The sequence below is a fragment of the Pseudomonas sp. NFACC32-1 genome (assembly GCF_900101215.1).
In the GTDB taxonomy this organism is placed as follows: Bacteria; Pseudomonadota; Gammaproteobacteria; order Pseudomonadales; family Pseudomonadaceae; genus Aquipseudomonas.
The window spans coordinates 59512-81465 of the sequence record NZ_FMUL01000017.1 but is presented as its reverse complement, the minus strand read 5'-3'; the positions used below and the strand labels follow the sequence as shown (position 1 = coordinate 81465).

The 21954-nt window shown below is 63.0% G+C and carries 20 protein-coding genes; 9 read left to right on the top strand and 11 right to left on the bottom strand.

Features of this window, described 5'->3' with window-relative positions; all coding sequences use genetic code 11:
- Positions 1–498 precede the first annotated feature (498 nt).
- From BLP99_RS22215 to BLP99_RS22205, 3 genes are all read right to left on the bottom strand, one after another.
- A complete protein-coding gene (locus BLP99_RS22215) occupies positions 499–1461 on the bottom strand; it encodes a D-2-hydroxyacid dehydrogenase family protein (RefSeq protein WP_072431171.1) in 963 nt (320 codons plus the stop codon).
- 11 nt (positions 1462–1472) lie between these two features.
- A complete protein-coding gene (locus BLP99_RS22210) occupies positions 1473–2501 on the bottom strand; it encodes an alpha/beta fold hydrolase (RefSeq protein ID WP_072398441.1) in 1029 nt (342 codons plus the stop codon).
- Between the two features lie 101 nt (positions 2502–2602).
- Positions 2603–3049 (bottom strand): DUF411 domain-containing protein, encoded by a 447-nt coding sequence (locus BLP99_RS22205; RefSeq protein ID WP_072398442.1) that lies wholly within the window; start codon positions 3047–3049, stop codon positions 2603–2605.
- A gap of 137 nt (positions 3050–3186) precedes the next feature.
- On the opposite strand from BLP99_RS22205, the gene BLP99_RS22200 reads away from it, so the two are divergent.
- From BLP99_RS22200 to BLP99_RS22175, 7 genes are all read left to right on the top strand, one after another.
- The gene (locus BLP99_RS22200; protein ID WP_092181770.1) at positions 3187–4161 is read left to right on the top strand and encodes a hypothetical protein; all 975 of its coding nucleotides are present in this window, start codon (positions 3187–3189) and stop codon (positions 4159–4161) included.
- A gap of 284 nt (positions 4162–4445) precedes the next feature.
- On the top strand, positions 4446–5774 hold the full coding sequence (locus BLP99_RS22195; RefSeq protein WP_072398443.1) for a flavin-containing monooxygenase: 1329 nt from the start codon (positions 4446–4448) through the stop codon (positions 5772–5774).
- Positions 5774–6184, top strand: coding sequence for a RidA family protein (locus BLP99_RS22190; protein WP_072398444.1), 411 nt, complete (start codon positions 5774–5776; stop codon positions 6182–6184). The genes BLP99_RS22195 and BLP99_RS22190 overlap by 1 nt, the downstream gene beginning before the upstream one ends.
- Positions 6185–6194: 10 nt before the next feature.
- Entirely contained in the window at positions 6195–6869 is a 675-nt protein-coding gene (locus BLP99_RS22185) for a DUF1028 domain-containing protein (RefSeq protein ID WP_072398445.1), read from the top strand.
- Positions 6862–8049, top strand: coding sequence for an acetylornithine deacetylase (argE, locus tag BLP99_RS22180; RefSeq protein ID WP_072398446.1), 1188 nt, complete (start codon positions 6862–6864; stop codon positions 8047–8049). The genes BLP99_RS22185 and argE overlap by 8 nt, the downstream gene beginning before the upstream one ends.
- Complete coding sequence (locus BLP99_RS26450) at positions 8046–8195, top strand: hypothetical protein (protein WP_156682196.1); 150 nt, start codon at positions 8046–8048, stop codon at positions 8193–8195. The genes argE and BLP99_RS26450 overlap by 4 nt, the downstream gene beginning before the upstream one ends.
- A gap of 49 nt (positions 8196–8244) precedes the next feature.
- Positions 8245–9285 carry an ABC transporter substrate-binding protein gene (locus BLP99_RS22175; RefSeq protein ID WP_072398447.1) on the top strand — a complete coding sequence of 347 codons (1041 nt, stop codon included), beginning with the start codon at positions 8245–8247 and terminating at the stop codon, positions 9283–9285.
- 53 nt (positions 9286–9338) lie between these two features.
- Here BLP99_RS22175 and BLP99_RS22170 read toward each other — a convergent pair whose 3' ends face one another.
- The 6 genes from BLP99_RS22170 to BLP99_RS22145 all read right to left on the bottom strand — a co-directional run bounded on the left by BLP99_RS22170 (position 9339) and on the right by BLP99_RS22145 (position 15797).
- Positions 9339–10250, bottom strand: a complete 912-nt coding sequence (locus tag BLP99_RS22170) for a LysR family transcriptional regulator (protein WP_072398448.1) — start codon at positions 10248–10250, stop codon at positions 9339–9341.
- A 208-nt stretch (positions 10251–10458) separates the two neighbouring features.
- Complete coding sequence (locus BLP99_RS22165; RefSeq protein WP_072398449.1) at positions 10459–11661, bottom strand: NAD(P)/FAD-dependent oxidoreductase; 1203 nt, start codon at positions 11659–11661, stop codon at positions 10459–10461.
- 333 nt (positions 11662–11994) lie between these two features.
- Positions 11995–12369 carry a response regulator transcription factor gene (locus tag BLP99_RS22160; protein ID WP_072398450.1) on the bottom strand — a complete coding sequence of 125 codons (375 nt, stop codon included), beginning with the start codon at positions 12367–12369 and terminating at the stop codon, positions 11995–11997.
- A 100-nt stretch (positions 12370–12469) separates the two neighbouring features.
- Positions 12470–13114 (bottom strand): response regulator transcription factor, encoded by a 645-nt coding sequence (locus BLP99_RS22155; RefSeq protein ID WP_072398451.1) that lies wholly within the window; start codon positions 13112–13114, stop codon positions 12470–12472.
- Between the two features lie 24 nt (positions 13115–13138).
- Complete coding sequence (locus BLP99_RS22150) at positions 13139–14563, bottom strand: sensor histidine kinase (RefSeq protein ID WP_072398494.1); 1425 nt, start codon at positions 14561–14563, stop codon at positions 13139–13141.
- Positions 14564–14792: 229 nt separating this feature from the next.
- Positions 14793–15797 (bottom strand): GlxA family transcriptional regulator, encoded by a 1005-nt coding sequence (locus BLP99_RS22145; RefSeq protein WP_092181767.1) that lies wholly within the window; start codon positions 15795–15797, stop codon positions 14793–14795.
- Between the two features lie 259 nt (positions 15798–16056).
- Between BLP99_RS22145 and BLP99_RS22140 the strand changes: the two genes are divergently transcribed.
- Positions 16057–18525, top strand: a complete 2469-nt coding sequence (locus BLP99_RS22140) for a UvrD-helicase domain-containing protein (RefSeq protein WP_092181764.1) — start codon at positions 16057–16059, stop codon at positions 18523–18525.
- A gap of 61 nt (positions 18526–18586) precedes the next feature.
- Here BLP99_RS22140 and BLP99_RS22135 read toward each other — a convergent pair whose 3' ends face one another.
- The gene (locus BLP99_RS22135; protein ID WP_072398453.1) at positions 18587–18865 is read right to left on the bottom strand and encodes a DUF1652 domain-containing protein; all 279 of its coding nucleotides are present in this window, start codon (positions 18863–18865) and stop codon (positions 18587–18589) included.
- Between the two features lie 193 nt (positions 18866–19058).
- A complete protein-coding gene (locus BLP99_RS22130) occupies positions 19059–20522 on the bottom strand; it encodes an MFS transporter (protein ID WP_092181761.1) in 1464 nt (487 codons plus the stop codon).
- A 134-nt stretch (positions 20523–20656) separates the two neighbouring features.
- Between BLP99_RS22130 and BLP99_RS22125 the strand changes: the two genes are divergently transcribed.
- Positions 20657–21571 carry a LysR family transcriptional regulator gene (locus BLP99_RS22125; protein ID WP_072398455.1) on the top strand — a complete coding sequence of 305 codons (915 nt, stop codon included), beginning with the start codon at positions 20657–20659 and terminating at the stop codon, positions 21569–21571.
- Positions 21572–21954: the final 383 nt, after the last annotated feature.

The following is a 21954-nucleotide window of genomic DNA, read 5'->3' as shown; positions in this document are numbered from 1 at the left end:
TTCATTGGCCGAATCCTGCGGCCAGGCGCACAAGCGCTACGCAAGGAGAGCAAAGCGCTGCCCAATGCGGCAAAGCGAATCAGATGAAAGAGCTGTGCAAGGACTTGCAAGGACTGCACCAGCCACCGTTGCCCTACCTCTAACCTGACCCGTGGCCGCTGCGAAAAGTTTCGACTTTTTTTCGTCTGGATGACCGGTCGGTTTTTGCCCCGGTTTGGCAGTCTAGGCCAGAACCTAGAGCGCTACGGTGCGCTTCGTCGAATTGTCGGACAATCACGTTTTTTGGCGGCAATGTCTTACACGACAATCGGTGATACGCACCGACGAAGTGCAGGTTTCTGTCACGCAAGAGGAGTAGGAGGCGAGGGGGTGTTTCATCGCCGTGCGCGGTGCAATGGCGTGCTGCACCATCAGGGGGCGTTGAAAATAGAGGCGTTTTGATGGCGCTGTGAGCGCCGCGAAGGGGGAGCGAACTCCCCCGTGCAGTGAGTCGGGCGGTCAGCCGGCCGGAATCAACGAGCGGATCGGCGCCCCTGCGGCCCAGGCCCGGATGTCCTCGATCATCAGGGCGTAGAACTGTCGGTAATTCTGTCGGCTGACGTAGCCGATGTGAGGTGTGGCCAGGACGTTGTCCAGCGTCCGGAACGGATGCCCGGGCGGCAAGGGCTCCTCGGCAAAAACGTCGAGGGCGGCGCCAGCCAGGCGCTTGTGGCGCAAGGCATCGATCAGGGCGCCCTCATCGACGATCGGGCCGCGGGCGGTATTGACCAGCAACGCCCCGGGTTTCATCCAGCCCAGGGCCTGGGCGTCCACCAGCCCACGGGTACGCTCGCCAAGGACCAGGTGGATCGAGAGGATGTCGGCCTGCTCGAACAGCTGCTGCTTGCTTACATAGAACACCCCCGCTTCGGCGGCCCGCTCCGGGGTGAGGTTCTGGCTCCAGGCGATCACACGCATGCCGAACACCTGGCCGAACTGCGCCACGCGCTGGCCGATGCTGCCCAGGCCGAGGATCGCCAGGGTCTTGCCGTGGAGGTCGCCCCCCAATCCTTGCTGCCACAGACCGGCGCGCAAGGCATTGGCTTCCGGCAGGAGGTTGCGGCTCAGGGCCATGACCAGTGCCCAGGTCAGCTCGGGGGCGGCATGCTTGTAGCTTTCGGTGCCGCAGACCTGGATACCCAGCTCGGCCGCGGCCTTGAGGTCCAGGGCGGCATTGCGCATGCCGCCGGTCAGCAACAGCTTGAGCCTGGGCAGGCGGCGCAGCAGGCCTTCGTCGAATGTCGTGCGTTCACGCATCACGCAGATCACCTCGAAAGGCTCGAGGCGTTCGGCCAGGGTATCGCGGTCGGCGGGGTAGTCATGCAGGAACGTCACCTGGCCGATGTCGTCGAGCACTGACCAGTCCACCACGTCCCGCGCCACGTTTTGCCAATCATCGATGACCGCTATCTGCACCGCCATGGAACACCTCGTCAGGGGATGGGTTTGTTCAGCCAGCTCAACAATGCTTCATGGAACCGGTCCGGCTCTTCCATCTGCGGTGCATGCCCCAGGTTGGCGAACTCCACCAGCGTCGAGCGCGGGATGAGCTGTGCCACCTGTTTGCCCAGTACGTCATAACGGCCCAGCCTGGCCTTCACGGCGGGTGGCGCTATGTCGCTGCCGATGGCGGTGGTGTCGGACGTGCCGATCAGCAACAGGGTCGGCACCTTAAGGTCCTTGAATTCGTAGTAGACCGGCTGGGTGAAGATCATGTCGTAGATCAGCGCCGAGTTCCACGCGACCTGGGTGTGTCCCGGCCCTTTGTTCAGGCCGGCGAGCATATCCACCCAGCGGTCGAACTCCGGCTTCCAGCGGCCCCCATAGTAAGTGGTGCGCTCGTAATTGCGAATCCCGTCGGCGTTGAGCTTCAGCTCGCGTTCATACCATTGGTCCACGGTGCGGTAGGGCACGCCAAGGGCCTTCCAGTCTTCCAGACCGATGGGGTTGACCATCGCCAGGCGCTCTACCTGATCTGGGAATTGCAGGGCGTATCGGGTGGCGAGCATACCGCCCGTGGAGTGGCCCAGGACAATGGCCTTCTGCACGCCGAGGGCCTTGAGCAGGGCCTGGGTATTGGTCGCCAGTTGATGGAAACTGTACTGGTAATAGTCCGGCTTGCTGGAAGTGCAGAAGCCGATCTGATCGGGCGCGATCACCCGATACCCGGCTTCGCTGAGGGCCTTGATGGAGTCGCCCCAGGTGGCTGCGCAGAAGTTCTTGCCATGCATCAGCACGACACTGCGGCCGTTGACCTTGCCCTGGGCCGGTACGTCCATGTAACCCATCTGCAACGATTGGCCCTGGGACTGCAGGTTGAAATGCTTGAGGGTATAAGGGTATTCGAAACCCTGTAGCTGCGGCCCGTAGGCAGGGCCTTCGGGGGGATTCGCGGCGTGAGCGAACAGCGGCAGGGTGCTCAGCAGCAGGCTGGGAAGCCAGCGGGCGGTCAAACGCGACATGGTCAATCTCCTTGGGGCAACCGGCCGATCCTGGGGCTACCCGATTATGGCGACATTAACCACAGGCAATCGAACCGCCCGAACGTTCCCGGCCGCCTCCGTCAGTGGGCCGGATAATCCGCCACCACGGTCTGGCTTCCATCCTTTTTCTGACCGATCACCTGGTAGGCATCGCTCATGCCGTCCATTTCCATGCCGGGCGAGCCCATGGGCATGCCAGGCGCGGCCAGGCCAAGCAGGTCGTCGCGCTTGCTCAATGCCAGTACCTGATCCGCCGGTACGTGACCTTCGACGAACTTGCCATTGATTTCGGCGGTGTGGCAGGAACGCAGGTTCGTTGCCACGCCCAGGCGCTGCTTGACCGCGCCCATGTCGGTTTCGACATGGTCGTTGACCTTGAAGCCGTTCTCTTGCAGGTGCGAGATCCATTTCTTGCAGCAACCGCAGTTGGCGTCGCGGTGCACGTCGATGGCCACCGGTTCGGCGGCCTGGGCCAGGGTGGAGATGAACAGGGCGCTCAGGGCGAGCAGATGCAGGGGATTAGCCATGGGAGCGGTCTCGTGTGGAGCGGTTTGCAAAGGAGGATAACAGAGTAGTGCAGAGGAGCTGACAGGCAGCTGAGGAGCAGATGACACAATTGTCAGCTTGTGGTGAATGACATTGTTATTCGAAAGATGACATCATTTTGCCTTCATTGATTGAACTGGATGACAGGGAAGACATGCACATCGAAAATCTCAAGCGGTTCCTGGATGCCGGCACCACGTTTTCCTTCGGCGACCGCGTCACGCCCCATACGGCCAACGATTTCTGGCGATGGGCGTTCTCCAACATGAACGTACCCGTGTTGCGGGGCGTGTTGATCGAATACCTGGTGGCCCAAAAACTCATCGCCCACTGCGACGACATCGTCGGCGATACGGTGAGAGCGTTGACCACCTATACCCCTGGGCCCGGCGACCTGACCCGCAGCATCGAAAAGCACTATCAGGTCCAGCCCCATGGTGATGTGTTCGACCTGCAATTGAGCTGGGGCGTGACGCTGGAAATCAAGAGCACGGCTTCGCCGGCCAACTGGCGCCTGAACAAGACCTGCCGATGGAACATCATCGAAGGCAAGAATCTCAAGGAAACGGTATTTCCGGCCCAGTTCTACATTCTCGCCCAGATGGGCCCACAGGTGAGCTTCAGCGACAGTGCCCTGGACCTGGGGGCGATCACCTTTCATGTGCGTACCGGCGAAGAACTCGAACGCCTGGCCGCTGGGCAGCAGTCGCTGGGATTCGCCCGGTTCGTGGGCGACGAGAGTGCTCGTCCCGGCTGCGGATATGACCAATTGCCCGCCGTGCTGCTCGATCTGCAGACACAGCGCCTGCAGCGTGTGCGCAAGAAACTCCGGCCAGACTGGAAACTGGTGCCGCGCGATGGCCAGGATGACTTCATGCCGCTGGCCGTGGAACGGGACGGCAAAGTGGAGGCCTGGTGGTATTGGCAAGTTGAGGTGGAGGGTAAATGGACTGCGGTGCCCATCGAACCGATCGAGTCTCCCTGGTTGCCGGACGAGACACCTGGCTGGCGGGATTGGGAGGCGGCGGGGTTTGCCTATGTGCCGGAGGTGGTGGCCATGGCCGAGCCCGAAGAGGCCATCGTCGGCCCCTGAGGCAAGGCCGTTTGCCGAGCTATCGGCTGATCCGTCCCTTCTTTGCGCAGCCTTCGCTGTGCAACTTCTCTGACCCATGAGTCGCCTGCCAGGCACCTGTCTTCGAGGCAGGCGCCCAGGCAGCTTTTTCCTTTCCAGCAACGATAAAAAGCCTCGTTTCGCAAATCCCCGCCGGCCAACACAATCGCTTCGACATCGCTCCAAACACACCGCAGAACAACAAGACAGAACCCGAAGCGGTCGCGATGCAGCTCTGAATCGAACCCACTGCCGGAAGTGCACACATGCCCTTTGAAACGATCCACATCGATACGCTTGTCATTGGCGCCGGCCAGGCCGGCGTGGCCATGAGCGAACATTTGAGCAGGCAAGGCGTGCCTCACCTCGTGGTGGAGCGCAACCGCATTGCCGAAGCCTGGCGCACGGCGCGCTGGGATTCCCTGGTCGCCAACGGTCCGGCCTGGCATGACCGGTTTCCCGGGCTCGAATTCGAGGGGCTCGATCCCGACGCCTTCGCCGGCAAGGACCAGGTGGCCGATTACTTCGTTGCCTATGCCAGCAAGTTCAACGCGCCGATCCGTACCGGGGTGGACGTGAGGAAGGTCCAGCGCAATGTCGGTCGTCCCGGCTTCAGCGTTGAAACGTCGGAGGGGCTGATCGAGGCGATCCATGTGGTGGTCGCCACCGGGCCGTTCCAGCGGGCGGTCATTCCGCCCATCGCACCTGATCTGGCCGGCATCGTCCAGATGCACTCCGCACAGTATCGCAATCCCGGTCAGTTGTCCGAAGGCGCGGTCCTGGTCGTGGGAGCGGGCTCATCGGGTGTGCAGATCGCCGATGAGTTGCTACGTGCCGGCAAGCGCGTCTACCTTTCCGTGGGGGCCCATGACCGTCCACCCCGGTCCTACCGCAACCGGGATTTCTGCTGGTGGCTGGGGGTGCTTGGGGAGTGGGATGCCGAGGCTGTCCGGCCCGGCAAGGAGCACGTGACCATTGCCGTGAGCGGTGCCCGTGGCGGTCATACCGTGGACTTCCGCAGGCTCGCCCATGAAGGCATCACCCTGGTGGGCCTGACGAAAGCGTTCGATGGCGGCCAGGTTCGCTTTGAGCCGAACCTGGCCGAGAACATCGCCCGCGGCGATGAAAACTACCTGGCGCTGCTGGATGCCGCTGATGCCTACATTGCCCGCAACGGGCTGGACCTGCCTCTCGAACCTGAGGCCCGCCAACTGCCGCCCGACCCGCCATGCCTGACCCATCCGATCCTGGCGCTCGATCTGCTGGAGGCTGGCGTCGGTACGATCATCTGGGCCACAGGGTATTCGGTGGACTACAGCTGGCTGAAGGTCGACGTCCTCGATGCCAACGGCAAGCCCCGTCACCAGCGAGGCGTGTCCAGCGAGCCGGGTTTGTATTTTGTCGGCCTGCCTTGGTTGTCGCGGCGCGGGTCGGCGTTCATCTGGGGCGTCTGGCACGACGCCCGGCATATCAGTGACCACATCGTCAAACAGCGCACGTACCTGGCCTATCGTCGCCCGAGCGACAGCCTGGACTCGCCTGCGCCCGCCATCGATTCGCACAACTCGAAAACCAGCCTGATGGGAGTCCGCTGATGCCTACTCACACCCGTATCCGCATGTTCAACACCAAGGACACCTACCCGAACCAGGCCCTGGACAACGACCTGTGCCAGGCCGTACGGGCCGGCAACACGGTCTATGTTCGCGGGCAGGTCGGCACCGACTTCGAGGGGCGGCTGGTGGGGCTCGGCGATCCCAGGGCCCAGGCCGAACAAGCCATGCGCAACGTCAAGCAATTGCTGGAAGAAGCCGGCAGCGACCTGACGCACATCGTCAAGACCACCACCTATCTGACCGATCCGCGCTACCGCGAGCCCGTGTACCAGGAGGTCGGTAAATGGCTCAAGGGTGTGTTTCCGATTTCCACCGGGCTGGTGGTCAGTGCTCTTGGCCAGCCCCAGTGGCTGATGGAAATCGACGTGATCGCCGTGATTCCCGAATAAGGACCGAACCATGACTTTTTCCATTGTCGGACGCTGCGCCGAAACCGGCCAGCTGGGCGTCGCCATCAGTTCTTCGAGTATCGCCGTCGGTGCCCGCTGCCCCTGGTTGCGGGCAGGGGTTGGCGCGGTGTCGAGCCAGAACATCACACTGCCGGCGCTGGGCCCGTTGATCCTGGACGAACTCGCCACGGGCCGGGGGGCGCAAGAAGCCGTGGACCGTGTCCTGGCGCGCAATGGCTATAGCGAGTATCGCCAGGTGGCAGTGATCGATGCCCAGGGCAACACGGCGATCTACAGCGGCAGCCGTGCCTTGGGGATTCATCGTGCCTTGGCCGGCGAGCAGTGCGTGGCGGCCGGCAACCTGTTGGCCGACGATATCGTGATCGACGCGATGGTCATGGCCTTCCAGCACAGCGAGGGCAGTCTCGCCGCCCGTCTGATGCGGGCCTTGCGAGCCGGCCAGGAAGCGGGTGGCGAAGCCGGGGCGGTGCACTCGGCGGCGCTGTCGGTGGTGGACGACCTGACCTGGCCCATCGTCGACCTGCGGGTGGACTGGGCGGAGCAGGATCCTGTCGGCGAACTGGAAAAACTCTGGACGGCCTATCAGCCGCAACTGCAGGACTACCTGACCCGCGCCTTGAACCCCACCCTGGCGCCCAGCTATGGAGTGCCGGGCGATGAATGAACTGCGCAGTCGCGCACTGCTGGCCAGGCTGGTGGGTTTCGCCACGGTCAGTCGCGACTCCAACCTGGCGCTGGTCGGATTCGTGCGTCAGTACCTGGCGGACCTGGGGGTTGAATGCGAGCTGATCTACAACTCCGAGCGGACCAAGGCCAACCTGCTGGCCAGCATTGGCCCGCTGGAACCTGGCGGGGTCGTTCTGTCGGGGCACACCGACGTGGTACCGGTAGACGGGCAGGCCTGGACGGTGGATCCGTTCTGCCTGAGCGAAGCCGACGGCAAACTGTTCGGCCGGGGCACGGCGGACATGAAAGGCTACCTGGCCTCGGTGCTGGCAGCGGTGCCAATGTTCCTCGCCAGCCCACTTCGTCGGCCGGTGCATCTGGCGTTCTCCTACGACGAAGAAGTCGGTTGCCTGGGTGTACGCAGCCTGCTGGAAACACTGCCCGAGTCCATTGCCGAGCCTGCGTTGTGCCTGATCGGCGAGCCTACGCAGCTGCAGCCGGTGCTCGGTCACAAGGGCAAGTTGGCGATGCGTTGTCATGTCAGAGGGGCAGCCTGCCACTCGGCCTATGCCCCTCACGGCGTGAACGCCATCGAGCAGGCGGCACGGCTGATCGGCAGGCTGGGAGAGATTGGCGCATGGCTGGCCGATCCGGCACGGCATGACCCGCGCTTCGACCCGGCGTATTCGACGGTGCAGGTCGGGGTGATCCAGGGAGGCACCGCGTTGAACATCGTGCCGGCCGATTGTCGTTTCGATTTTGAAATCCGGGCCTTGCCGGATTTCGCTCCGCAGGGGGTCGTCGCGCAGTTGCAAGGCTTTGCCGAACAGACCCTTCTGCCGGCCATGCAGGCGGTAAATGGCGCCACCGCCATCCGTTTCGAACAGCTGTCTTGCTACCCGGGGCTGGCGACGTCACCCAAGAGCGCCGCCGCGCGCCTGGTCGCGCAGCTGTGCGGCAGCGACGCTTTTGGCACGGTGGCTTTCGGTACCGAAGGTGGCCTGTTCGACCAGGCCGGTATCCCCACCGTGGTGTGCGGCCCCGGCAGCATGGACCAGGGACATAAACCCGATGAATACGTGAGCGTCGAGCAGATGGCGGCCTGTGATCGCATGATGGATCGATTGGCACGCCACCTCAGCGAACCCCACCCTTTCTGGGCCGAGGAGCTTGCGTGAACGACTTCAACGACTGGCGAACCCGGGGCGCGACACTGCGCCTGACGGATACGGTGCCGATGGCGAGCTCCCCGGGTAACAACGAACGGGTCGACAAGACCGGTAATGCTGTAGACCGCACCGCCCGCGCTTACGGTCACCCCTGAGTCCCGCGCTGGCTCGTGCGGGCGAGCCGGCATTTCGAGGAACCGCTTCATGTCCAGATCCTTGCGTTGCAACATTGCGTGCGTCCTGGCTTTGCTGAGTACCAGCGCCTTGGCCGCGCCACAAAGCCTGACCGTGATTTCCTTTGGCGGCGCCACCAAGCAGGCCCAGGACAAGGCCTACTTCCAACCCTTCAATGCCAGCGGTGCAGGAAGCATCGTGGCTGGCGAATACAATGGCGAACTGTCGAAGATCAAGGCCATGGTCACGGCGGGTCACACCAGTTGGGACGTGGTCGAAGTGGAAAGCCCCGAGCTGCTGCGAGGCTGTGAAGAAGGCCTGTTCGAGAAACTCGACCTGACGGCCATGGGCGACCCGGCGAACTACGTACCGGGTGCGCTCAACGAATGCGGCGTCGCCACCTATGTGTGGTCGATGGTCCTGGCCTACGACCAGAGCAAGCTCGGCAAGGCGCCCAGGTCATGGGCGGACTTCTGGAACCTCACCGAGTATCCCGGCAAGCGCGGCCTGCGCAAGGGTGCCAAATACACCCTGGAAATCGCCTTGCTCGCCGACGGCGTCAAGGCAGAGGAGCTGTACAACGTCTTGAACACGCCGGAGGGAGTGTCGCGGGCTTTCGCCAAGCTGGACCAGATCAAGCCGAATATCCAATGGTGGGAAGCCGGCGCCCAACCGGCGCAATGGCTGGTGGCAGGGGATGTGGCGATGAGTGCCGCCTACAACGGGCGCATCGCTTCGGCGCAGAAGGAGGGCATGAAGCTGAGCATCGTCTGGCCGCAAAGCCTGTATGACCCGGAGTACTGGGCCGTGGTCAAGGGCACGCCGAACAAGGCCCTGGCCGAGCGGTTCATCGCGTTCGCCAGCCAGCCCCAGACCCAGAAAGTGTTCTCGGAAAATATCCCTTACGGGCCCGTGCATCGCCAGACGCTGGGTTTGCTGCCCGAGGCCGTGAGGGACCAGTTGCCTACCGCCGAAGCCAATCTGGCCGGGGCTCGGGCCGTGGACTCCGAGTTCTGGGTCGACCATGGCGAGGAGCTGGAGCAGCGTTTCAACGCCTGGGCGGCCCGCTAGGCGAACCAGCCGTGGCGAGGGGACTTTTCCTCGTCACGGCCTGCCTGGCGGGTTCACGGCAACCACTGCCTGAATTGTTCCCGGCAATACTCCACGAACAGCTGTGCCGGTTTGGTCAGGTGCGCGCGCCGCAGCCAGCCCGCCACCAGCGCCGAGCCTGTGACGTCTTCGGTGATACCGACGCAGACCACCTGTTGCCCATCGTAAGTGGTGGTGCAATGGGGGCGTGTCACCAGCACCGCGAACCCGAAACCCTGGCCGACCATGCCGCGTACCATTTCGATGGAGGGCGAGCTGAAGACGATATTCGGCGTCAGGCCCAATTCTTCGAAGATGCTGACGAAATACGTCCGGCTCGGTTGTACATCCAACAGGATCATCGGCTCCAGGGCCAGGTCGCGTAGCGACACCTGGGCCTGGCCGGCGAAGCGATGCCCCACCGGCAACAGGGCGTAGGGGCGCTGCGGCGCCGTCAGGGCCTGGGTCTCGATGGTGCTGTCGAGGTCGTGCTCATAGAAAATCGCCAGGTCGAAACGCCCGCCGGTCAGACCTTGCACCAGCTCCTGCTGCTCGCCGTCCTGCACACGGATCTCCACGCCGGGAAAGCGCTGGCGAAAGCCGGCGATCAGGCGGGGCAGGTAGAGCGGGGCGACGGTCTCGAAGCAACCGATGTCGATCTGGCCGCTTACGACATCATTGTCGGCCAGCGCGTTCTGCTCGAATTCCCGGGCCATGCGCAGCAGCTCCTGGGCCTTGCGGTAGAAACGAGCGCCTCCCGGGGTCAGCGAGACGCCCTGGGCATGATGGCGGATAAGCAACTGCACACCGAAGCTGTCCTCGAGCCCCTTGACGGCGGTGGCGATGGACGGCTGCGCGATGTACAGCTTGCGGGAGGCCTCGGCGACGCTGCCGCATTCAACGGTGGTGACGAAGTACTTCAGCTGACGCAAGGAATAGGACGCCACGACACACCTCTATACGGATGGTTTGGCCTACCTTACCTCGTGCCGCCGGGGTGAAGGGCGGGCCTTGCAACGGATTTTGCTGGGCAATGGCAATATCCAGGCTTGTTTATGGCGGAGCAGGAAAAAGACGCCCGCCTGAAAAGGGTGGGCGGGCGTTCGGGAAGGACCGGCTCGCAAAGGAGAGTGGCGGCCGGTCAGGACGAAAGGATCAGGCCACCGGTATCAGTGGGTCGGCCGCTGCCAGGGCGGTTGCGCGATCCGCCGCAGGTGGATAGATCCATACCGTGTTGATCTGGGTCTTGAGCGACTTGGCTTCCTGTCCCACCAGTTTGAGCTGGCGATCCCAGCCCTCGGTGAACACCGCGCCCCAGGCTCCCAGGTCCAGGCATGTGACGTACTTGGGCTGGCTGTAGGCCATCGGTGCTACGCCCAGCAGGTCGGCCGCCACGTTATTGCCGGCATAGCGACCCAGGGCGATGGCGTGCTGGCAGGACATGGCCGCATAGTTGCCCAAGGTGTCGGTTGCGGCATAGGCCACGTCACCAGCGGCGAAAATGTCGTTCTGGCCCAGCACCTTCAGGTTGCCATCGACGTGCAGGCGACCCTGGCGGTCCCGGGTGCCCGGCACTTGTTGAGTCAGCGCACTGGCGCGGAACCCTACGGTCCAGATCACAGTGTTGGACTCGATACGCTGGCCGTCAGACAGTGTGACGCCGCCGGCATCCACCGACTCGACCGAAGCGTTGAGGATCCACTCGATGCCCAGGTGGCCCGAGGCCTCGATGATCGACGGGCGGATACCGTCACCCAGGGACGCGCCGATCTGGGGGCCGCGGTCCACCACGATCACGCGGATTTTTGCCTCGTCCCCCAGCACCGCTCGCAGGCGGGCGGGCATTTCGGTTGCGGTCTCGATACCGGTGAAGCCTCCGCCGGCGACCACCACGGTGTTGCGGGCCGGGCTGTCTGGCAGGTGCTTGAGGGATTTGAGGTGGGCTTCGAGGCGCGTCGCCTGTTCGATCTCATCGACGTCGAAGGCGTGCTCCAGCATGCCTTCAAGGTCCGGACGCACCAGTTGGCTGCCGGTGGCGAGGACCAGGCGATCATAGCTCAGCGTGGCCTGGCTGCCTGAGGCGTCGCGGTAGCCTACTTCCTTGCGATCGGGGTCGATACGGTGGGCCGAGCCCTGTACGAAGTTCACACCCACCGCATCGAACAATCCATGAAGCGGTGCTGCCATGGTATGCACATCGGGCTCGTAGAAACGAGGCCGGATGCGCAGCTCGGCCTGGGGAGCCAGGACCGAAATCTGCACATCGTTGCGCTTGTGCAGGTCGATGAGCCGGGCAGCGCTCAACGCGCTCCAGACCCCGCCGAACCCCGCGCCTACCACCAGAATATGCTGTTTCATGATTTGCTCCCGAAGAAAGATCGATACGTTGAAGGGTTCAGCCCATTCATTGTGGCCACGCCGCGAATGCCCGAAAGTGCTTGGCTCATGCCTTCAGCTTCGGTTCGCCAGAGCAATGCTATTCGCCGGTGGGGGGGGCCAGCACTTCTACATAAGGTCAGCGGGAATATGTCTGGGTATGAAGGACCTATACGAAGGTGTGAGTGCCGCAACCGGCACGGCGCGGATCGACCGGAAAAATGCCTGGCCCACAGGCGACGCAGGATAGGCCGTCGCGTTCGCGGGCAAGCCTGTAGGGTTTGCAGTGACGCGCTGATGAGAAGGGCTGGCCTGTCAAACCGTGTGCTTGAGCACCGATTCGATGCAGGCGATCAGTTCCACGCATCCGAACGGCTTGGGGAAAAGCGCCACGGGCTCGGCCACGCCGGGCTTGACCCGAGGCGGTGGGCCGGGGTGGCCGCTGATGATAATGACGGGAATCCGGATGTTCCGCGCAGCCAGTTCGTTGCACAGCTCGATGCCGCTCATGCCGGGCATCCTGATGTCCGATAGCAGGCAATCGGTCTGTTCGGGGCCGCCGCCGGAAAGGAACTCCAGGGCGCTGGCGTAAGTGTGTACTGTGTACCCGCTGGAACGCAGCAGGCCGTCCAGTGCTTTTCGAACGGATTCGTCGTCATCGACAACTGAAATGATTGCGGTGTTTGACATTGAGAGACCCGGCAGCGATATCAGGTCGCCATAACGGCGCCGTCTTCACTGCAAGATACCCTGTCCATGACCCGCGCCTAGTATACGTGGGTATGAAGATTCAGCCGGGCATATCCAGCGCCTGGCCCATGCGTACCAGATCGGCGAAGGAGCGGGCGCACATCTTGCGCATGGCCTGGCCGCGGTGGATCTTGACGGTAATCTCGCTCAGGCCGATTTCCCCGGCGATCTGCTTGTTCATCAGGCCCGAGATGGCCAGCGCCATGACCTGCCTTTCCCTGGGCGTCAGTGCCGCATAGCGAGCTTCCAGCGCCTGGCGGGCGCGGTCGGACTCGCGGCGCAAGCGGTCTCGCTGATGAGCGGCAGATACCGCATCGATCAGGTCCTGCTCCCGGAACGGCTTGCTCAGGAAATCCACCGCCCCGGCTTTCATGGCCCGGACCGTCATGGGGATATCGCCGTGGCCGGTCATGAACACTATCGGCAGGTTGATGTTGGCCGCCGCCAGTTCCTGCTGGAAATCCAGGCCGCTGGTGCCCCGCAGGCGTACATCCAGCACCAGGCAACTGGGGACGGCGGGGCGGGGGAATTGCATGAACTGCGCTACCGAGCCGAATAGCTCCACCTGCAGGTCGATGGAGCGCAATAGGCTGCCAAGGGCCTCGCGCAGTGGCGCATCGTCGTCGACGATGTAGACGATCGGTTCCTGGAGATTGGCCTGGCGAGCGGCGTGATCGAAAGTCATGGGCGTGTCCGAGGCGGTCATGGGTCAAGGGATAAGCGGCAATGCGAACCTGAACGAAGTCCCTCGACCGGCTTCGCTGGTGGCCCAGATCCTGCCGTCGTGGAATTCGATGATGGAGCGACAGATGGCCAGGCCCATGCCGAGGCCGTTCTCTCTCGTGGTGAAGAACGGGGTGAACAGCGAAGGCAGGACATCCTGCGCGATGCCCGTGCCCTGGTCAGTCACCTCCAGGACGGCCTCGTTGTCCTCTATCCAGGTGCGTATCTGCAGGAGCCGGTCGCTGACCGCAACGGCGTCCATGGCATGACAGGCATTGATGACCAGGTTGATGATCACCTGCTGCAATTGCACCCGGTCGGCGCTGACATGGCCTGCGCAGGTCGCCAGGTCCACTTTCGCCGTGACCTTGTGCAGCACCAGTTGCTGCTGGACCAGGTTCAGGGTCTCGTTGACCACTTCGTCCAGCGACTCGGCCTGACGCCGTGGATCGCATTTGCGCGACAGCGACCGGATACGGTCGATGACTTCGCTGGCGCGGCTCGAGCTGGCGACGATCCGCTCGAGGGAATCGAGGGCTTCCTCCAGGTCGGGCTGCGGACGCTCCAGCCAGCGTCGACAGGCCTGGGCACTGCTGGTGATGGCGGTGAGCGGCTGGTTGACTTCATGGGCAATGGAGGCGGCCATTTCCCCCAGCGAGGTCAGGCGGGTGACATGGGCCAGTTGAGCCTGGGCGCGGAACAGCGCTTCCTCGGCCTGCTTGCTGGCCGTCATGTCCATCAAGGCCCCCAGGTACTGGAAACGACCCTGTGCGGAAGGCAGGAGGCTGGCGATCAGATGGATATGCTTGATGCGCCCGTCAGGCATCAGCAGCCGCAGCTCGACCTCGATCTGGGGGGCGCGACGGGCGGCCTGGCCGAACATATCCAGCACCCGTTCGAGGTCTTCGGGGTGGGTGCGTTCCAGCACCATCGAAACCGTCGGCGTCTTGCCGCTGGGGTATTCGAAGATCCGCGCCGACTCCTCCGACCAGGACAGGTCCGAACGATCGCCGCGAAAGCCGAAGCTGCCGGTCTGGCTCAGGCGTTGGGCTCCGACCAGATAGGCCTCGTTGTGGCGCAGGCTGTCGGACGCCTGCTTGCTGCGCAGCGCCAGGAACGCGATGGCGGACAGGGCCGTCAGGCAGCGAAAGAAGCCGGTGGTGGAGTCCCAGCGATGATAACCGCCGTTGTACAGGAACATCGCCGTGAGCAGGAGCATGCACATCAGCGCGACGGTGATGACCAGGTTGATGGAGAACAGGTTGGCCGCCATCAACAGCAAGGTAATGTAGAGCAGGGTGGGGGCCAGGTCGGATCGGGTCTCGGAATTGATGATGACAATGCCGCAGGCCACCACCAGCCCGACCGCCCAGCCCAGGGCGTTCACCAGCGGATGGGGACTGATCCCCATCGAAGGTCGCGAGGCGATCTGACAGGGGGTGTACCGGAGGCTGTCATGGATGCTTTTGAACATCGTGGCGGGTGTGGGCACGCTGGCGGACCTTTTGTATTTTTTGAGGGGCCGGCTCCGGGGCGTCGCAAGGACAGAGCTTCGGTCTCGTATCTTAAAAGTGCCGCGTTTTCGCCGGTAGGACAGAAAACCCTGAAATCCTGCCAGCATCGGGTCTGGCAGGCCGGGGTCAGCGGGAAAACCGTTGACGGTAGTCCCGTGGGGAAATCGAAAGGTGGCGCTGGAAGGTGAGGCGCATCCGCTCCTCGTCACCGAAGCCGCACGACCGGGCAATCTGGTCGATGTTGCGCTGGGAGTCTTCCAGCAGCCGTCGCGCGGCTTCCAGGCGGAACATCTCCACGGCCTTGGCCGGGGTATGTCCCGTGCGACGCTTGTAGACCCGGGCGAAATTGCGCGGACTCATCCGGGCCTGGCGAGCCAGTTGTTCGATGGTCAGGTCATCGTCCAGGTGCTGGCTGATCCAGACGTGCAGCTCGTCGAATCCGGCGCTGTCCCGGGTCTGCAATTGCAGCAGTTGGCTGAACTGCGCCTGTCCGCCGGGCCGCTTGAGAAACACCACCAGCTCCCGGGCCACTTGCAGCGCGACTTCGCGACCGCAGTCGGCTTCGACCAGGGCCAGGGCCATGTCGATGCCAGCGCTGACGCCCGCCGAGGTCCATATCCGGTCCTGCTGGATGAAAATCGCGTCCAGGTCGACTTCGACCGCCGGGAAACCGTTCCTGAGCATCTCGCACATGGCCCAATGGGTGGCGGCCCGGCGCCCGTCGAGCAGGCCTGCCTGGGCCATCAGGAACGTGCCGCTGCATACCGATGCGGTGCGCCTGGCCTTGACCGAGGCGGCCCGCAGCCAATCCACCAGATCGACGCAGTCGATCATGGCCTGGCGGATATCGGGGGCGCCGGGCACGATCAAGGTATCGATAGGCGCCTCGTCGAAGCGGTGCAGGGCGCAGGTGTCCACGGCGAGGCCTTCGGCGGTTCGCATCAACCCGCCGTCGAGGCTCGCCGTGTGCACTGCGTAGCCGGGCAGGCCACGTTCAGTCATGGCCTTGGTAGCCGCCCAGAAGACGGTCTGGGCACCGGTCAGGTCCAGCAAGCCCATCTGCGGGTAGGCCAGGAAGACCAGGGTACGGGGCTGGCAGATCGAATCGCTGGCGACGACGTCATGGTTCATCTGGTTCATGCTGGCTTCGCAGTCCGTGATTGCCCAAGGGAAGGACAAGGTATCGAACGGCACGATACCGGATCGCCCCAATGCTCGTCGATTGCCCGTATCCGGCAGCCTTGCTTGAGGGACAGGCCCGCGGTGCTGGCGTTATCAAGGCACTTTCAGTTCATCGCCTAACCCTCTGACCTGCAAGCTTTTGAGTGGCACTCAACGGCAAATCAAGACACCATAGCGCCCATGGTTCTGTACACCGGAGTTTTTCAGCGTGGCGCAACACTCTCCCGATCTTCCTCCCGAACTTCTACCCGTGGCCCAGATGCCGCTGCTCAAGCGCCTGGCCGCGCGCTTGTTCGGCCACGGCCTGACGCGGCTGCGAGCCCAGCACCGGGCATCGTGGTTGCACGGTCAGGCGGATGGTTTTCGTAGTGGTCATACCGCCGGTTTCGATTACGGATATCAGGAAGGCCGGGCCGAGGGGCTGGAAGAGGGGCGCCAGGTCCTGTTGATCCGTGACGCTCGCAGCACCGAGCACCCGGCGCCGAGAGTCGATGATCTGTTGTTCGATGACTGGCGCCTGCCCTTGACCGCTGAACTGAAGAAACGCATCAAGGCGGATGTGGCCCGATTGCTGCCCGCCCACGCGCAGCCCAGTGCCGCGCAATGGAAGATGATTTTCAGCGACACACCGTCCACCTCGGTGGTGGCGGGGGCCGGTGCGGGCAAGTCCACGACCCTGGTGCTGCGTATCGTGCTGCTGTCCCAATACCTGGGGTTCGAACTGGATTCGATGACCGTGGTGACCTTCACCCGCGAGTCACGCAAGGATTTCATCCAGAAACTGATCGAGGTTTTCGCCTTGTGGGGGCGTACGGTCAGTCTCAAGGAAGCGCGAGACCTGGTGCGGACCTTCCATTCGAGAATTCTGCCCATGGTGCGCAGCCTGCCGGGATTCGAACGGCTCCAGGCTTTCGAGACCCTGAGCCATCGCGCGGTGGCGGGCGATGACGATGAGGGCAATCCCTTTGACTTGCGCATCAATGATGCTCAACGCCAGCAGCTAAACGCCTGCTATCACCACCTTTACCAGCGCGATGAACGATTCCGTGAGCTGATCGGCTCGCTGTCCCGGCACGCCCTGCAACTCAAGGCCTTGGAGCGCGACCACCCCGATGTACAGAAACGCGTCGCCGTCACCGAACTTGCCGCCCAGCGTGACGAAGAGTTGTGCGATGCCATCGAGGACCTGTGGTTCCGCGCCGGGGCGTGGCCCATCAAGGGCATCGAGCCCAGGCGCCAGACCTTCCAGATCAACGGCTCGACATTCCACTGCCATGGCTACATTGCCTCGCTGGATGCCTGGGTAATGCTGGGCTTCGACCCGCAGGAGGATGCCCGGCTCAGCCGACCGGGGGCACGCCTGGGCATCCGGGCGGAATGGGCTGTAAAGCGCACCCTGTTTCAAGCTTTCTGTCGTAAGCCATTGATATGGATAGAAAGTTACGAATCGTCAAGACGTGTTTTGAGTGCGTTGGCTGGGGATGCCAGCGCCGGCCCAGGGTTCGACTATAAGGTCAAGGGCGAACTGGGGGCGGCACCGCTGCTGGATTGTTTCGTGGCCGCCGCCAGTTTCATCGAGAACCTTGGCCTGGACGTTCCGGATGCGGTAGGACAGATGTGCTTCGCACAGGACGACCCGGACCGATACTTTTTCGAGGCACTGAGTCGTTTCTGGCGAGCCTTCGAAGACCATCTGCTCGACCAGTCGCCACCTGTGATGACCTACAACCGGATGTTCGCGCTGTTCAGCGAGCATTCACCGGAAAACTTCAGATTGCTGGGCGATGAGCACCTACGGCCCTTGTCGCACCTGATGATCGACGAGTTCCAGGACGTCTCGCCGCAGATCGTCTCCTGGCTTCGCGCCTGTCTTCGAGAAGTGCGCAGTCGTGGAGCGGCCATGCACGTGGGGCGCGCCGCGCAACGTTCGTCATTGCTGTGCGTGGGGGACGACTGGCAATCCATCTACGGCTGGCGCGGCAGCTCACCCAGTTACTTCATGGCGTTCACCAAGCAGTTTCCGTCGCCGGCGAACACCCGGGTCATGCTCACGGACAACTACCGCAGCCATCAATACATCATCGATGCGGCCGAGCACATCGTGCGGGCCGCCGCCGCCATCCCCGGCAAGAAAGCCAAGGCCAGCGGCAAGCCTTCGGTACCCAGCCCGGTCGCGGTGCTCGACCGCGACGACGAGGGCATGGCCCGCAAGCTGGAAGAACATTATCGCAAGGGCGATTCAATCTTGATGTTGTATCGAAAAACAAGCGATAAGCTTTTGATAGAAAAGCATATTCAGCCAATAGTTAATGTGGATTCTAGCTTGCCGCATCCGGCTCGCCGCTTGCGCCAGATGACCTATCACAGTGCTAAAGGGCTACAGGCGGATGCGGTATTCCTGCTTGGTGACTGCCAGCACCTGAGCAGCTCGCCCTACAAGAATCAGGTCTACCGAATGGCCGGGCTGGGACAGGACGGGGATGCCGAACCGTACGATACGGCGCAGAAAGACGAGATCCTGCGCCTGGCCTACGTGGGGATCACACGAGCAGTGCAGCACTGCTATTGGTACGTCGACGGGCAGGAAGGCCAGGCCGCCAATGCGCCCAGGGCCTCGGATCGCATCGGAACGGGCAAGGCCTTCTTTGCCGACCAGCGCCGCGCCCGGGGTGGGTGACGGTTCGCCAGGGTGTGAAACCGTCGCCCACAAAAAAGCCCACTGGCGTGGGCTTTTTTCGTCAGGATGCAAATCGCCTCAAGCCAACGGGAGGCACAAAGGCTTCCAGCTCCGCTTCCACCGCCTCGATGATTCGCTCCACATCGGGAGCGTTCATCACGGTCGCGCAGGGAATGCCCGCAATCGCGATCATGGTTTCGCCGCTGGCGCGGTCGAACAGCCGGGCCACCATGCTGCCCGGGGCGTCCATACTGGCCTCGAAACCCATGGGGTGGAAATGCCAACGCATCAACTGGCAGGCGTTGGGAAACGTAACCTTGCCGGACGATCCTCTATTCATCTGTTGCCCGCCCTCTTCATCAAGCGCTTCCTTTTGCTCATGTCAGGAAGGAAGAGCCATCATGGCTCTACCAGTGAGACCTAAAAATAGCACCTGAAAATGAATGTCATGTGGCTTTTTTCAGTCCATTTTGCGATTGGTTCACTTTTTTTTGATCTGCATCATGACTTGGGCATTGGAAATCATATTGCCATCATTGGCGGGGTGGGGACGCTTCAACTTCCCGAAACGGCTCTGGGACGCGGCTTCGCAAGGCAATGACCAGAGCCAGGACCATCAATAATGAAGCGGTGGCGAAGGTGAAATTCAGGCCGTTGGTGACCGCTTGGGCAGTGGCCGCGCCGATACCGTTCGTCGGCAGCGCGGCGGCGAAGACCGCGCCGAGCACCGAAGCGCCGGTAAAGAACCCCAGATTGCGCGACAGGTTGAGCAGCGCGGAGATGACGCCACGCCTGCTGGCGGGGATTTCGGCCATCACCGCTGTGTTGTTGGCGGTCTGACACAGTGCGTAGCCCACGGTGGTCACCATGATCGTCGCGATGTAGCCGGTCGTTCCCAAGGACGCTGACAACAGCGTCAGCCCGACGCAGCCGAGCAGCATGATCGCCAGCCCGATCAACCGTATCGTGCCCGCGCCGAACCGGTCCACCAGGCGCCCGGCAGGCACCCCGCTCAACGCGGTTGTGGCGGGTCCGACGGCCAGGGCCAGCCCCACCTGGGTCGCCGGTAGGCCAAGGGCGATGGCCAGGTAGAACGGCCCCACCAGCAGGGTCGCCATCATCACCGTCGCCACCAGGGCGTTGGTGGCCAGGCCACCGACCATGGGGCGATCACGCAACAGCCCCAGGGGAATCAATGGCGATATGGCTTGCTTCTGGACCCGGATGAACAACCCCACGCACAGGGCGGCCAGCGCCAGCAAGGCGGCATGAGTCCCGTCGAAATGCCCGCGACCCTGGGTCATGGCCAGCGCGTAGGCGCCCAGTGCCATCGCCAGCAACACCGTGCCGGGGATATCGAAGCGGATGCTGTCGGTGCTGGTCGCGCTGGCGCGTGCAGGCAGGAAGCGCCAGGCGAGCAGCAGCGTCAGCAGCCCCAAGGGGACGTTCAGCAGGAAGATCGCCTGCCAGCCGAACCCCTCGATCAGCGTGCCCCCCAGGGAAGGGCCAAGGGCCGTACCCACCGCCGACAGGGTGCCCAGCAGCCCCATGGCGCTGCCGGTCCGGTCCTTGTCGACCAATTCGCCCACCAGGGCCAGGGTCAACGTCATCATGATGGCCGCCCCCAGGCCTTGAAAGGCTCGTCCCGCGACCAGCCACCCCAGGGACGGTGCGAGGCCGCACACGGCTGAGGCCAGGGTAAACAGCAGGATCCCGGCCAGCAGCAGTCTGCGTCGCCCCAGCAAGTCCCCCAGGCGCCCGACGCTGACGATCAAGGTGGTGATCGCCAGCAGATAAGCCAGCACCACCCATTGCACCGCCTGAAACGATGCATTCAGCCCGTGGGCCAGCGCCGGCAAGGCCACTGCAGCGACACTGGCGCCGAGAGAAGCCAGGAGCGTCGCCAGCGCAAGGCTGGACAGCGCCCAGCGTGGCCAGGCCGTGGTCCGAGGAGATGTGTCGAGTGGCGGGCACTGTTGCGTATTGACTGGCTTCATCGCGGTTCCTCTGTCTGCGGCTTTCCTGAAATGGAGCTGTCAGAACGGTACGCCCAGGCTTAACATGGCGGAAGACGCAGCATTTGCACTTTATAGCTGCATACGACGCCATCTCTCAGTACAGGGCCGTGCGAATGTCCGTTCCAGACCTCAACCTGCTGATCACCCTCGATGCATTGCTGTCGGAGGGCAGTGTGGCCCGTGCCGCCAAGCGGCTGCGGCTCAGCCCGTCGGCGATGAGCCGGGCACTGGCACGGTTGCGGGACACCTTGGCAGACCCGCTGCTGGTGCGGGCCGGGCGAGGGTTGGTCCCCACGCCACGGGCGCTGGCGTTGCGCGAGCAGGTCGCACAGTTGGTACAGGATGCCCAGGCTGTGCTGCGCCCCGTGCAGATTCCGGACCTGCGACGGTTGAGCCGGACCTTCACCTTGCGCACCCGTGAAGGGTTCGTGGAAAACTTCGCGGCGGACCTCATCGCCCGCATCGCCGAGCAGGCGCCTGGCGTGCGGTTGCGCTTCGTGGACAAGGCCAACAAGGACAGCACGGCCCTGCGCGAGGGCAGCGTGGACCTGGAAACCGCTGTCGTGGACCAGGACACCGGCCCCGAATTGAGAACCCAGGCGTTGTTCACAGACCGTTTCGTCGGGGTGGTGCGCGTGGGGCATCCGCTGAGCCTGGCCCAGGTCAGCGTCGCCGACTACGTGGCGGGCGGGCATATCGGGGTTTCCCTGCGCGACCTCGATCACGGCCCCATCGACCGCGCGCTGGCAGCGTCGAACCTGTCGCGAGACATCGCTATCACGGTCCCCGGGTTTTCCACGGCCCTGGGGCTTGCCGGTGCCAGCGACCTGATCGCCACCGTGCCCGAACGCTACACCGAGCGGCTTCGCGTCGGCTTGCACAGTTTTGCGCTGCCGTTTGCGGTGCCGTCCTTCACGATAGCCATGCTCTGGCACCCACGGATGGAGGCCGACCCCGGGCATCGTTGGCTTCGAGGTTGCCTGCGAGAAGTCTGCGCGGCGAAAGTCGGTGAACACGAAAAGCCTTGATGCTCCTTACATGCGTTGAAAACCGCCTCGCCTGACCTTCGTCCCAAGAGTTTTCGTAGAGTGCTTGGTAGATATTGATTAATAGCGTTTCGCTGGCACTTAGTTGTTGAAACTGCGACGGGTTTCGCCAAGTCGTGTTTATCGATATTTAATATTTAAATAGGATTTTGTCCGACAATCCTAAACGAAATTCGATAAGCGCCCGTATTAACGGGGACAGCGCCGCGTACCCGGCTTAGTTGCTTGAACGGGTGCTTTGCGGATTCGAAAAAATTCGCTAGACGTTTGATTTCGAATTGTGTCAGTTTTCTTGCGTCCTCAATTGGGCGAGTGATTGGACGATCTCGCCAGAGATTGTCTGTCTGACAAAAACTGTTCCATTG

Bases quoted from the DNA above. Each gene is read 5' to 3' on its own strand.
- BLP99_RS22215 (WP_072431171.1), bottom strand. From the start codon at position 1,461: ATGGCGGTGCAGATAGCGGTCATCGATGATTGGCAAAACGTGGCGCGG.
- BLP99_RS22210 (WP_072398441.1), bottom strand. From the start codon at position 2,501: ATGTCGCGTTTGACCGCCCGCTGGCTTCCCAGCCTGCTGCTGAGCACC.
- BLP99_RS22205 (WP_072398442.1), bottom strand. From the start codon at position 3,049: ATGGCTAATCCCCTGCATCTGCTCGCCCTGAGCGCCCTGTTCATCTCC.
- BLP99_RS22195 (WP_072398443.1), top strand. From the start codon at position 4,446: ATGCCCTTTGAAACGATCCACATCGATACGCTTGTCATTGGCGCCGGC.
- BLP99_RS22190 (WP_072398444.1), top strand. From the start codon at position 5,774: ATGCCTACTCACACCCGTATCCGCATGTTCAACACCAAGGACACCTAC.
- BLP99_RS22185 (WP_072398445.1), top strand. From the start codon at position 6,195: ATGACTTTTTCCATTGTCGGACGCTGCGCCGAAACCGGCCAGCTGGGC.
- argE (WP_072398446.1), top strand. From the start codon at position 6,862: ATGAATGAACTGCGCAGTCGCGCACTGCTGGCCAGGCTGGTGGGTTTC.
- BLP99_RS22175 (WP_072398447.1), top strand. From the start codon at position 8,245: ATGTCCAGATCCTTGCGTTGCAACATTGCGTGCGTCCTGGCTTTGCTG.
- BLP99_RS22165 (WP_072398449.1), bottom strand. From the start codon at position 11,661: ATGAAACAGCATATTCTGGTGGTAGGCGCGGGGTTCGGCGGGGTCTGG.
- BLP99_RS22160 (WP_072398450.1), bottom strand. From the start codon at position 12,369: ATGTCAAACACCGCAATCATTTCAGTTGTCGATGACGACGAATCCGTT.
- BLP99_RS22155 (WP_072398451.1), bottom strand. From the start codon at position 13,114: ATGACTTTCGATCACGCCGCTCGCCAGGCCAATCTCCAGGAACCGATC.
- BLP99_RS22150 (WP_072398494.1), bottom strand. From the start codon at position 14,563: ATGGGGATCAGTCCCCATCCGCTGGTGAACGCCCTGGGCTGGGCGGTC.
- BLP99_RS22145 (WP_092181767.1), bottom strand. From the start codon at position 15,797: ATGAACCATGACGTCGTCGCCAGCGATTCGATCTGCCAGCCCCGTACC.
- BLP99_RS22135 (WP_072398453.1), bottom strand. From the start codon at position 18,865: ATGAATAGAGGATCGTCCGGCAAGGTTACGTTTCCCAACGCCTGCCAG.
- BLP99_RS22130 (WP_092181761.1), bottom strand. From the start codon at position 20,522: ATGAAGCCAGTCAATACGCAACAGTGCCCGCCACTCGACACATCTCCT.
- BLP99_RS22125 (WP_072398455.1), top strand. From the start codon at position 20,657: ATGTCCGTTCCAGACCTCAACCTGCTGATCACCCTCGATGCATTGCTG.